Origin of the sequence: Microcoleus sp. N3A4, assembly GCF_036701805.1 — a bacterium.
In the GTDB taxonomy this organism is placed as follows: domain Bacteria; phylum Cyanobacteriota; class Cyanobacteriia; order Cyanobacteriales; family Microcoleaceae; genus Microcoleus.
On sequence record NZ_JAUBRJ010000016.1, the window covers coordinates 47,334 to 59,907 of the forward strand.

The following is a 12,574-nucleotide window of genomic DNA, read 5'->3' on the forward strand; positions in this document are numbered from 1 at the left end:
CGGGTATTGGTGCAGGAGTTGGCGCGGGTATTGGTGCAGGAGTTGGCGCGGGTATTGGTGCAGGAGTTGGCGCGGGTATTGGTGCAGGAGTTGGCGCGGGTGTCGGTGCAGGAGTTGGCGCGGGTATTGGTGCAGGAGTCGGTGCAGGAGTCGGCGCGGGTATTGGTGCAGGAGTTGGTGCAGGAGTTGGTGCAGGAGTTGGTGCAGGAGTCGGTGCAGGAGTTGGTGCAGGAGTCGGTGCAGGAGTTGGTGCGGGAGTTGGTGCAGGAGTCGGTGCAGGTGTCGGTGCGGGTGTCGGTGCGGGTGTCGGTGAGACTGAAGAAGCCGTAATGTTAATTTGCGTCGGCTGTACTATCTGAGGGCCGGGGCTGACATAACCTCCAGATGCAATAACATTTTCTTTGTTCGCACCCCCAGTGGCAATGCTGCCAGCAGTACCGTTGAGTCTGTTATACTCGGGCCCGATGCCGAAAACTATATTCGAGGCTTCGCCGCCGTGGCGAATGGTGATATCTCCACCATTAGCGCTACCAGTCGCGGAGGCGGAAATGCTGCAAGGTTGCGACAAGCAGTTGCGATCGTTTGTGAAAGTGCCTGTAGCTCGGAAATAACCGCCGGCTGTAATGTCAATATTTCCTCCGGCTGTTAGGCCTTCGGTGTTGATACGGGTTACTTCGATGTCGTTGCGGGCGTTGAGGGTAATTTTGCCGCCTTGTTTTTCTGCGGAGTTGGCGTCTATGAACCCTGTTTGAATGCTGCTTGAGGGTGCTGCAATACTAACGTCTCCGGCGTTGCTGTTTTTGTCGATCGACCCTGCGTTGATATTGCCTGTTTCTACTTTTCCTGTACGGCTGGTGACACTGATGTTGCCGCCTGCGGTGGTGTCGGAGTGGGAGTCGAGAGCGAGCGTGCGAATGTCGCCGCTAGCTTCTAGGACGATCTGGCCGCCTTGGGAACTCGTCAGGTTTCCGCTGGCTGCAATGCTGTTGGCTGCTTGAATTTCGATCGCCCGAGCGTTTACATCTTTTACTGCAACGTCCCCCGCAGCTACTGCTAGGTTAGACGCCGTTAGTACGATTTGACCGCTGAGGTTGACGCTCAGGCCTGTAGCGTTCGTTTGACCGATGCCTGTGAGCAGTTCGGGCAAGGATGCGATCGGCAATGCCGAAGCTGTTACCGCTGTTTCAGTGCTGCTCGTCGCTGAGGGCGCCTCGATTTCCAAACTCAGCAAATTGCCTCGCTGGCTGAGGCGCACTAAATTTGTCCCGGAGACTGATGCGACGGTAATTTGACCGTCTGGGGCCGAAAGGCTGCCTGTGCTGACAACGGTACCGCCGAGCAAGGTTAAGTTCTGCCCTGACTTGACTGCTAAGTCGGCCGTGCTGATAATTGCCCCAGCTCGATCGGGCCCAAAAGCAAAGGAACTGGGCGCGCCTGTCAGAGATGTGTAAGTGTTAGTACCGTTGGCGTTAAACGAGTTAGTACCAAATCCAATAGCGGTGGCGGTGGTTGCGGTGAAAGAAGCCGGCACGTTTAAGCTGGCACTGTTGCCAAATATGATGCCGGATGGATTCATCAGAAACAAGTTAGAATTGCCGCCGGTTACTTGAATTAAGCCGTTAATAATCGAGGGGTTCTCGCCGCCTATGCGCGCTAAAATGTTGCGAATGTTGGGGTTTGATATAAAGTTGGCGATCTGATTTTCCGACAAGCCGAATTGTGTAAAGCTGTGGAAGAGATTTTGTCGATCGCTCGATAATTGTCCGCCTTGAATGTCGAAGCGAGTTGGCTGCCCAGGAGTTCCGTTTTGGGCAGCGGGAGTGACGGTAGTGGCCGTTCCGTCCGACGCTGGAACAATGATTTGACCTTCGGCTTTTGCTTGCAAAAAGTAAAGATTTATTAATACTATTTGCAGAGCAAGTGTCAGTTTGCTGATTCTTGCTTTAGACAGGAATTTCGCCTTTATTTTAACATTATTATTGGCAGTTTTCATAGGTCTCTAAAGACTAAAATATATAATGAATGACAGAAATTAGGTAAACCAACCCGGTTGGTAAGAAAAATCTAGGTTGACGGCTTTGTCACTAAATCTGTGCACCTCTGTACTGTGTCTGGTCAATTTGCATAGATGAGTGAAAATACACCCCTCATTTTCAGAGGGGTATTTGCGATCTATTCTGTCAGTTTTATTGCTAAGTAAGCTTTGCTTAGTCAATGTTGACGATCGCTTGTTAGGAAAGCCATACGCTTGGCTATAAACCTGTTCGTTCGTCGATCGCCTTTGACAGTGCATAATGCTGGGGTTGACATCACGGTGTCACGAGCAGATGAACGCAGTCAATCGATTTTAGATTTTAGATTTTAGATTTTAGATTGACTTGCGCGAGATAAATGCTCTTTCTTGAGGATTTTCGATTTTAGATTTTAGATTGATTCCACGGATAAATCACGTGGCGGGTACCACCTTTGAAATTATTGGTCACTTAAGACGATTGAATGCACGTTCCGACGCGGTACAGGTGCTGACTGGGAATGCCAAGCTCTCCATAGGTTTTTCGGAACGGTTGAAGACGCTATATTTATGAAGCAACCGGGTTTCTGACTGTCATTGGGTTGAGGACTAAATGAGTATAATTGGCTTCGGCATTTGCACTTCCCCGAGCGTATCTTCTCCACAATCTAAATATAACTCGCAATGCCTAGTATCTGTATCTTCCCCATGACATATAAAACAACAAAAACGGCCTTCCTAGAGGCACTCCGAGGCCGAGAAACCAGTTTTTTTATATGAGTGACATTTTGAACGAAGTATGACGGTTTAAAAAATCGGTTTCTCTGTCCAGAACAGACCGGAAAATCTAGGTAAAAAATCTTTATTTTGCTTTTATAAAAAACAAAATAGCCGCCTCTACAATTGTCGGTTTTTAAAATTCTGACAAGAATAAGCAAGTCAAATTTTTATGGTGTTCAGAAACCCGATTTTTTTTAAGAAACCGGGTTTTGGGTTTTTTGGTGTGAGTTTTTTTTGAAGTAAAACTACTTAAATCCGGCTCAATTTCCCTCTTGCAGTCAAATCCGCTATTGTCGGTTTCGATCGGCTGCTTTTCAGTTTGAATCGATCGCCCTGTTGCTGTTTAAGGGGGCTGCTAGGGCGGATTTGTTCGATGATTTAAGAGTTAATTTGGAGAAGTTTTGACGGTGGGCGAGGGACTGGGTGAAGCAGGGCTCGGTGAGGGATTGGGTGAAGGAGTGGATTGGTCGGATTTTTTGAGACCGACAAAAGCGTCGTAGCGGGTGGTACGATCGCCAATGACTGCCGCTGTAATGCCGATCGATCGCATGGCGTCTATCCAGATTTTTTGACTGGGGGGAAGAAATTCCGGCAAAGCTAAGTTTTTCGGGTTGAATGCACTCTCTGTATCGATGAAGAAATTGCCGTTGTGAGGTTTAAGTTGCGATCGTACAGTTTTCTGGAACAGTTCGCTGCTTAAAAGCGGACTTTTCGGTGCCGGAACGATCGCATCAACCACGGGAGCTCCTACTGTGATAAACGCTACATCGTTCATCCAACCGCGAGTTACCGTAATCCCTCCAAACTGCGATGTCCATTTAATCGCAGGTTTGCCGCCGACTTGAATTTCCTCAACTCTAAACCCTTTCATTCTCATCGTTTCATCAAGCTGTTTTAGGGATTTGTCGGCAGCGCCCCGGTTATTTGTTTCCACCATAAATACAAATCCAGCAGCATATTTGTCTTTGGGATTCGGCGCGGGGGCTGGTATTAATGATAGAGAAAATTCTCCCGCCATCCAGTTGATGAAATCTTTATCTAAATCCATGCCAGTAGTGGATTTTAAACCTGCGCGCAACACTTGGGGATTAATCGGCGAAATCGGGTTCGCATCGGCTCCCAATACGTAGTCTTGCCACAAACGCTGCAAGTTGCCGCCGGATACCATCATTATTGTATTGTTTGGCAGCCGATTAACCATTTTTAGAGCATTGTTTTCTACTGCTATCCTTCTGGTAGAATCTGGTTTCAGCCAAGAGATTGATTTGAATCCAATTCCTTCTGCATCCAGCGTCGCTGTGGTGGCAAATCCCTGATTTTGTTGCAGTTTTTCGAGGTTTTCCGCCGAAATTTCGCGGGCTGAGTTGGCGGCGGCATAGGCGGCGGCAACGGGCATATTGACGTAGATTTGACCGAAGGCGCCCGGACTTTTTATTCGTTCTATGGCGTCTGCATAGCCAGGGGTTTTTGCTAGGGAAGGTTCGCCTTTGTAGGTATCGATTATTCTGTCTGTAGCGCTAGGATCTGTGGTGACTGCTAGATAGCTTGTGCCGAGTACCGCGACTGAGAAATTGCGATCGGGCATACCTTGAGTTTCTGTAACTTGCACGCCTTTATAATTGCGCTCAACCATTTTTCCTTGGCTGAGGGGTCTGGGCTTTGCTAATAATTCTTTGGCTTTGAGCGGGTTGGCAATTGGCAGGATAATTGCTACTGACTGTTGAATTGGTGGAGGCGGGGGCGCGTTGGGTGCGGGCGGGGGGACTGGTATGGCTATTTTGTTGCGGAGAAATACAATCATTGCCGTATTCCCCACCCAGGGTTGAATGTCTTGCCCGTAGGCGTAGCCGTTGGTTGTGAGGAGGCGATCGCGCATTTCGGTTAAAAACCTTTCAAACGAAGCTTTTGACTCCGGCGTGCCAAACTCTCGCAGTTTATTCCACTGCGATTCATCGGTGGTGATGGATAGGGCCATCATCGTATCTTGGGGGACAACGGTTGCTCCCGCCGGCAAATCTTTGGCGGGGCCGCGGGAAATGACGATCGAGTAGGTGAGAAAGCCTAAACCGATCAGAAGTGTGGCGGCTCCGATCGTAAACAGCAGGGAAGATTTATCTTTCTTAAACATTATTCGTAAGGTTCGGGTGCTCGCAACATCATAAATTATATTGGGGATTGGGCATGGGGCATCGGGCATGGGGCATCGGGCATGGGGCATGGGGCATGGGGCATGGGGCATGGGGCATGGGGCATGGGGCATTGGTAATTTGTTGTTTTTTATTTTTTATTAGAAAAACTACTAACCAGCAACCACTAACCACAATAGTCCTAGACGCAGAAGCCGTTTTTTTTACTAAATACTGGATTTGAGCCTTTAATACTGGTAAAAAACCTGGTTTCTTTGGTATTTACGCATAAGTCCTACACTAACTACTCCCGATCCCCAATGCCCAATGCCCAATGCCCAATGCCCAATTCCCTAATGTTAGTTTCTGGCCTTAAAGTCTTTAAAGATAGTTTGAAACGAGTACATCAGCCGGTGGACATCGTTTGTGGCTCTCGGAAAAATGTTGAGTTCCCATTTTTTGCGAGCCGTAGTTAGCAGTTTTGCTACGGGTTGGGAGTAACTGTTAGAAATGAAATAGCTGCCGCCTTCGTAGCGAATATCTGACGCTAAGCCGATAAAAGCACCGGCCATTTCTAGTTTGAGTTCCGAGGTGCAGTGCTGAGATTTTACTGCTAAAATTACCTGCGAGTGTCGAGGTTCCCGGTTGAGCAAGCGGCAGATATTCGCTTCTTTTTGGTACAAAATTAACACGTTGCAGTTGTGGAGAACTCCGGCTCTACCTTGGACTTTTACTCCTAGGTGAACTTCCAGGGCTGGTTTGTCGGGAAATTCCACAACAGCATGAGTGTATGGATGTGCATTTCCGTGGATTTTTCCCGCTGTTTTTCTAAATGTTAAATATTTCGGTGTTTCGTCGTCTAAAACATTGTTGTAATAAATAGTACCGCCTTCATTAGCAACTGCTTTTAGCAAGATGGTGAAGAGGTAAGTGTCAAAAATTCTGGCTTGTTCTGCCGCTGTGTTAAACTCGGGATCGATCGAGCTTTTTAATTTGCTTTTAATTTCGGAATTGATGGCGTAGTTGCTCGGCCCTAAAGGCAGTTTATCGAGCAATGGCTTGAGGGCGATCGCCTGTTTGTGACGGGGGGCTGTGACGCTGGAGGTAAACTCGATGGTTTTGGCAGTTTCGGCACCTGAATTGGCAAAGGTAATTTTTGTGCCGAGGGGAGAGGTTTCTGATTCTACTTTCAAGAAATAAGCAATTTCGTCTTCCATTTCGGAAGTGTTCACTGTCGCTTGTTCGACAGCATTAATTAACAGCAAAAGTTGTTCTTTTGCGGTATAATCTTCTATCTTGAGCAGGGGTGTTTTTCTTTTGAGCGATCGCTCTTCAATTACTTTGCCTATCTCTACAGTATCCGCTACTTGTTGAACCACCCAACCTAAATTAAACTCATTCAGAATTGCTGCCAGTTCTTGATAGAGTTTGGCATACTCGATCTCATCCATAATTGCTTCTGCACTGCACGCTATTCTGATTATACAAGCAGATTTGATTTTTTGGTCAAGTACCCTGCCGATTTTAGGTTTTAAATTTTAGGATTACTCTCACGGATGAATCCCAGGGCTTTTCGGTCAACAGTCAACAGTTAGCAGTCAACAGTCAACAGTCAACTGCCAATTAGCAGTAAGCTATTCTACGACATTTGTAGCGATCGAACTATGGCAACTATCAACGACAATTACCTCAAACTCAAAGCCGGCTACCTGTTTCCCGAAATTGGGCGCAGGGTGAAAGCCTTTGCAGAGGCGAATCCCGAAGCGCCCATCATCCGGCTGGGGATTGGCGACGTGACGGAACCGCTACCGGCTGCTTGTCGGGAGGCGATGGTGAAGGCGGTGGAGGAAATGGGTTCGCGGGATACCTTTAAAGGATACGGCCCGGAACAAGGTTATGAATGGCTGCGGGAGAAAATTGCCGATCGCGATTTTAAGTCGCGGGGATGCGATGTTGATGCTTCGGAAATCTTTATTTCTGATGGTTCTAAGTGCGATTGTGGCAATATTCTCGATATCTTTGGCAACAATAATACGATCGCAGTTACAGATCCAGTTTATCCGGTGTATGTAGACACTAACGTGATGGCCGGGCACACGGGAGATGCGAACGAAAATGGCGAATACGGCGGCTTAGTTTACCTGCCAATTACAGCGGAAAACAATTTTACTGCCCAAATTCCCACTGACAAAAAAGTCGATTTAATTTACTTGTGTTTCCCGAATAACCCGACCGGGGCAACTGCAACCAAGGAACACTTGCAAGCTTGGGTAAATTATGCTAAAGCTAACGGTTCGATTATTTTCTTCGATGCAGCTTACGAAGCGTATATTACCGATCCGAGTTTACCGCATTCTATCTACGAAATTGAAGGGGCGCGGGATTGTGCGATCGAATTTCGTTCTTTTTCCAAAAATGCTGGTTTTACGGGTACTCGCTGTGCGCTAACAGTTGTACCCAAGACTTTGACTGGAAAAGCAGCAGATGGTTCCGATGTCGAAATTTGGAAGCTGTGGAACCGCCGCCAATCTACTAAGTTTAACGGTGTTTCTTACATCGTGCAGCGCGGTGCTGAGGCGGTTTATTCAGAGGCAGGCAAGGCACAAATTAAGGCATTAGTCAATTTTTACATGGAAAATGCTGCGATTATTCGCGAGAAATTGACAGCGGCGGGAATAGAGGTTTTTGGTGGCGAAAATGCACCTTATGTGTGGGTGAAAACGCCTCACGGTTTGTCGAGTTGGGATTTCTTTCAGAAGTTGCTGGAAACTTGCAATGTGGTGGGAACTCCGGGTTCTGGTTTTGGTGCGGCGGGTGAGGGTTATTTCCGCATTTCGGCGTTTAATAGTCGGGAGAATGTGGAGGAGGCGATGAGACGGATTGTGGAGAAGTTTAAGGTTTAGTCTCATGTGAATCCGGTATGGACACGGCACTGCCGTGTCCATACTCCCATCTGCTGTATTTCATCCGATTGAAAAGTGTTATAATCTAAGCCAGCCAACTTTATTATGAGTATAAAAAAGCAATGTCCTATAGCGAATTCACCCTCAAAAAAGTCAAACAAGACTTTCAGCTCACCCTAATAGAAGTACCTACTTTTATTGTTTCTGCGCCCCCGATTCAGCCGAGTCCAGCTCTAGCTGAGTTCATCGAAAAACGCCTGCCTCTTGCCCTAGCACTGAATACAGAAAAAGCTCGTTCTGAAATGATTATCTGTCCAATTCTGCTAGAATTAAAAGATATTTTTCAGCAGCAAATCAGTCTTTTTTCTGGTAATGAATTTACTGTAGATCAATCGGTGGGACTTAACGGTGTCTGCGACTTTCTGATCAGCAAATCGCCTGAACAATTTTTTATCGAAGCTCCTGCTATGATTGTAGTGGAAGCTAAAAAAGAAGATATCAACGGCGGACTTGGACAATGTGTTGCTGAAATGATTGCTGCTCAGCGTTTCAATGAAAAAAACGGCTACTTTGTAAACAAGCTCTATGGTTGCGTTACGACCGGGAACTTGTGGAAATTTATCAAATTAGAAGAGCAAACTGTTACCATTGGTTTGAGAGAATACTCATTGCCACCAGTTGATGAAATTTTGGGAATTTTAGTTAGTTTTATTACTTAGTCGGGACTTACGCATCACAACCAAAGAAACCGGGTTTTTACGGTTTTTGTGGGCTGTAGCGAAGTATTCTCGAAAAAACCCGGTTTCTGAACACCCGTGAGTAAGTCCGATTAACCAAACTGAATGCAAGCTAACACCAGGAGTTTTTTATGCACTTGCTACGAGTTCAAGTTCCTGATTTTCGGGGTTTGAAAAATATAGACATCACTTTTGAAAAAGATTTTCTTCCTAAAATTTTTCCGCTGGGGAGTCAAAATGGCGGCGGTAAAAGTACGCTATTGCAGTTGATTTTTGTATTGTTACACTGTTCAGTTGATGATGAGAAAAAACGGTTTTTAGCAAATCTGCTTCAGGGATTTAAAATTTATGATGGTGAAGACAAACGAGTCTTAGCCGTAATTGACATTTGGGATGGAGAAAAAGTTGTCAAACTTCAATTCATTTCTTATAAAGATTATTATGTAAAAAAAATATTAGACTTAGATAGTAAAAAGGAAACTATAGAGGAAGAATATCTGTGTTTTTCGACCTTAAAAAAATTCAAAAATGTCACGGCTTACCTACTCAAACAAATTTCATTAAATCCGCAAAGAAATGAAGAACAGATAGTGAAATCTCGAAAAGAACATAAAAAGCTTGAGGTAATTAGTGAGGAAATTATTAAATATTTAGAATCAGAAGATATGACATATATATGTAACTATTCAAGTGACCGAAATTCTCATGATAAGCGAGATGAAGCTTTATTATGTCATTTCAATAATATAGATAGCAAAGAAACAGAATGTTTTTTTAATGAGTTGTCACATAAAATATTTTTGGCAGCCCCGTCCACGCAAATATTTCTATTTTTTTCGCAAGATTCTAGAAAACTCTTATTTGGAACCTCAAGTGAAGAAGATAGGAATTACTATGGGATACTGGAATCGGCAAAATCTAAATTAAAATGCTTATTTACCTATGATTTCCTTGCTGTAGAGCTACTTATTGAATTATTTAGAACTGCTCGCGATCTCGACTTCAGAGAAGCGATTAAAACAGGTACCTATGGAAACAACTATCAAACTCTAATTAAGGAATTAAATCTGCTGTTGGGAAATAAAAGAATAAATTTAAATGAAGATTTTTCTGGTGTCAACTTTAAATTATATAATAATGGTGAAACTCTAGAACTATATCCAGACGATTTAAGTCACGGCGAACTCAAAAGACTCAGCATTTATATATGGCTTAAGTCTCGCAACATAGAAGATGCTATCGTTTTGATGGATGAAGTTGAAATTGCTTTTCATCCAGATTGGCAATATCAAATTATATCAGACCTTAAAGAGTGGGCTCCCAGCAATCAATATATTCTGGCAACTCACTCCTACGCATTGTGTGAAGCTTTGACACCAGCTCACGTTAAAGAAATTGAGCCAAAACTGATTAAACAAGAATCTAATATTACAAATGAGTCTTAGTTCAGAACAGCTAAAAAAACATTGCAAGGCTATTCTGCAATCGCCAAGAATTAAAAACAAAATTGTGGTATTGTGCGAAGGTGATATTCGGAAGACGCAGGGTAGAGAGTCACCTCAAGCTTATAAAGCAATGGAGCAAATGCCTGATGCCAACTTTTATAAGGCTTGCGTTCCGACATGGTGGAGACAGAAGTTACCGGAATTTTTCAACTGCGGCGATCGCAAAGATGTATTAGACACCTACTCTACTCTTCCAATATTACACGAAAAGGATACCACTAATTCATATTTAGATCCCGATCGACTTTTTGCAATGATAGATTTAGACTTGCAACTGCAAACGATCGAAAATTATATTTTTACAGATACAGAGGCAATTTTTCGGAATCTTTACGAAAAAGCGCAGGTGAAAGAGCAAAACGCAGCACAGCACCGGATCTGGGTTACAGGTTTGATTCATAAAGAAGCATATTTTCTGACACCTGAACTTCAACCAATATTTGATAATTGTTGTAACAAACCGATTTATCAGGGGAATCCTGCGGTACTAGCAAATATTTATCTGGATATGGCTGATGCAATTTGTAATGACTTGGATTTACAGAATAACCTAAAGAGAGCGTTCGATCGCATTAGTTACTGTTCGGGATTAGATTGTACCGAAACTCAAGCATTTCAGGCTTCGTGGAAAGAGCGGTTTCAAAATGCTGTAGATGAAACGCATAGGAATCAGTCGATCGCAGTTTTGCTGACAATTAAAAAAGCTAAAGATTATTGGCATCAAATTAAGCCATCCGGTGACTTTAGCCGGGAAGATTGGGTATTTAGAGAGCAACTCTCGTTAGAAATTGGGAGATTTTATTCACAGCAAAGTAGCGATGTTAAGTCTCATATTCCTTTTTTTTTCACAACATTGTATGAGTTCGTTTAAATAAAACACATCGATTATAATGTTTCATTTTCTATCCATCAGCATCATTGGGAAAACCAAATTGGTCTGGTAATTCAGCAGAGGTAATTTGCAGAATCTCTAGCAACTTCTTGTATTGAACAGGCGTTAGCTTCGGTACCGATCGCCCAGCTTCCCAGTTGCTTACCGTCGCTTCCGTAACGCCAAGTGCTTCTGCTAGCTGCTTTTGAGTCATAAACCGCTGAACTCTCAGTCGCATTAGGGGCGATCGATCGGCTCTTTCTGAGATTTCCATAGGCTATTTGTTAAGTTATATTAATTTATTAGGGCTTTGCCTAAAATGATTGACATCTACCCTAAATTAATTTAGATTTAACTCAATAGAGATTAGACAGCACCAGCTAAGCCACTTGTGCTGTAGGGGAATTGCTGTCTTTTCTTCAACTTGTTATTGTACGCGGTTTTACCGTTACAAAGCATCAAACCTATCCAAAATTATTAGTCAAAGCCATGTTGCAAGATTCATCATCGAACCAAACATCGCCCCAAGTTTTAACCAACCAAACCTTTGAGGGCGATCGCGAAGCAGTCCGTCACGTCATCATCGGTTCGCCGCTGGGGGTACGGCGAACTATCCACCAACTGCACGCATTGCGCTACGCGGAAGCTGTTCGTTGGACTCATCCGATCGCCATTCCCGACAATCGCATCATTATTACACCGGAACAGGGAGAAATCATGAGTCTGTTAGTCAAATTAATCCGGTTGGAATGAAGTTTTAAATGTGCGATCGATGTTTCTAGAATTGAGTCAAAAGTGCGATCGCGAATCTCTTCTCGTTGCCCGTGCTACACTCAATAGATATCTTGTATTCTTATCAAGAACAGGCAAGATGCCTGTTCCACAAAGAATGAGTTTTCTTGTGGGGTAGGCATCCTGCCTGCCCTTGGCACAAACTTAACAACTAGCTCGCAATTCAGCTTATGATTGTTATCGCTCCAGTCCTTAAGCCCGTTAGCCAAATAACGCTTTCTCCCGGTAGTGTCGTAACTATTCCCAATATAAGTTGGCTGGAATTTGAGTCGATTTTGCAGGAATTAGGGGAAAAGCGAAGAACCAGAATTGCCTACAGCAACAGTACCTTAGAAATTATGGTTCCCTTACTAGATAGGGAAATTCCGAAAGATTTAATTTCCGATATTGTCAAAATTTTACTCAAGTCAGCGGGCAGAAGATACGAACCCTTTGGTTCTACTACTTTCAAACGGGAAGGTGCAGCAGGAGTTGAACCTGATGCTTGCTTTTATATTCTAAATTATCAGCGGATGATTAGCCGCCGCCGACTTTTGCCGGACGATCCGCCGCCGGATTTGGCAATTGAAACGGATGTAACTTCTAAAACTACGATCGATGCCTATAAAATTATTGGAGTTCCAGAAGTATGGGTTTATGACATCGGCAGACTTCGCATTTATTTGCTGCAAGATGGAGAGTATGTAGAATCCGATATGAGTCCGAATTTTCCAGAAATCGCGATCGCCCAACTGATTCCTGCTACAGTGGAACGTGCTTGGCAGGTTGGAAATTTGCAAGCGCTAGAAGAGTTTGAAAGTGCGATCCTCTCCGAGGGCTTCGCTAACGGCTAAACTCCTAGGATGCGTT

Annotated in this window: 10 protein-coding genes; 6 read left to right on the forward strand and 4 right to left on the reverse strand. The window is 44.4% G+C overall.

Annotated features, from left to right (window positions below; translation table 11 throughout):
* The 3 genes from QUA56_RS11880 to QUA56_RS11890 form a co-directional block, all read right to left on the reverse strand.
* Nucleotides 1-1,993 (reverse strand): two-partner secretion domain-containing protein (locus QUA56_RS11880; RefSeq protein WP_333357514.1); only part of this gene is annotated, 1,993 nt, incomplete at its 3' end.
* Between the two features lie 1,183 nt (nucleotides 1,994-3,176).
* Complete coding sequence (locus QUA56_RS11885) at nucleotides 3,177-4,919, reverse strand: DUF3352 domain-containing protein (protein WP_333357517.1); 1,743 nt, start codon at nucleotides 4,917-4,919, stop codon at nucleotides 3,177-3,179.
* Between the two features lie 357 nt (nucleotides 4,920-5,276).
* Complete coding sequence (locus QUA56_RS11890; protein ID WP_333357520.1) at nucleotides 5,277-6,368, reverse strand: hypothetical protein; 1,092 nt, start codon at nucleotides 6,366-6,368, stop codon at nucleotides 5,277-5,279.
* A gap of 213 nt (nucleotides 6,369-6,581) precedes the next feature.
* Here QUA56_RS11890 and QUA56_RS11895 point away from each other — a divergent pair, with 213 nt between their 5' ends.
* From QUA56_RS11895 to QUA56_RS11910, 4 genes are all read left to right on the forward strand, one after another.
* Nucleotides 6,582-7,820 (forward strand): LL-diaminopimelate aminotransferase, encoded by a 1,239-nt coding sequence (locus QUA56_RS11895; protein WP_333357524.1) that lies wholly within the window; start codon nucleotides 6,582-6,584, stop codon nucleotides 7,818-7,820.
* 122 nt (nucleotides 7,821-7,942) lie between these two features.
* Complete coding sequence (locus QUA56_RS11900; protein ID WP_333357527.1) at nucleotides 7,943-8,539, forward strand: hypothetical protein; 597 nt, start codon at nucleotides 7,943-7,945, stop codon at nucleotides 8,537-8,539.
* A gap of 149 nt (nucleotides 8,540-8,688) precedes the next feature.
* Entirely contained in the window at nucleotides 8,689-10,002 is a 1,314-nt protein-coding gene (locus QUA56_RS11905) for an AAA family ATPase (RefSeq protein WP_333357530.1), read from the forward strand.
* Nucleotides 9,992-10,933, forward strand: a complete 942-nt coding sequence (locus QUA56_RS11910) for a hypothetical protein (RefSeq protein ID WP_333357533.1) — start codon at nucleotides 9,992-9,994, stop codon at nucleotides 10,931-10,933. The genes QUA56_RS11905 and QUA56_RS11910 overlap by 11 nt, the downstream gene beginning before the upstream one ends.
* 31 nt (nucleotides 10,934-10,964) lie before the next feature.
* Here the strand turns inward: QUA56_RS11910 and QUA56_RS11915 are convergent, their stop codons facing one another.
* Nucleotides 10,965-11,207 (reverse strand): helix-turn-helix transcriptional regulator, encoded by a 243-nt coding sequence (locus QUA56_RS11915; RefSeq protein WP_333196170.1) that lies wholly within the window; start codon nucleotides 11,205-11,207, stop codon nucleotides 10,965-10,967.
* 215 nt (nucleotides 11,208-11,422) lie between these two features.
* Here QUA56_RS11915 and QUA56_RS11920 point away from each other — a divergent pair, with 215 nt between their 5' ends.
* Together QUA56_RS11920 and QUA56_RS11925 are read left to right on the forward strand one after the other, a co-directional pair.
* Nucleotides 11,423-11,686, forward strand: a complete 264-nt coding sequence (locus QUA56_RS11920) for a hypothetical protein (protein ID WP_333196168.1) — start codon at nucleotides 11,423-11,425, stop codon at nucleotides 11,684-11,686.
* 209 nt (nucleotides 11,687-11,895) lie between these two features.
* Entirely contained in the window at nucleotides 11,896-12,558 is a 663-nt protein-coding gene (locus QUA56_RS11925) for a Uma2 family endonuclease (RefSeq protein WP_333357535.1), read from the forward strand.
* The last annotated feature ends 16 nt before the right edge of the window (nucleotides 12,559-12,574 follow it).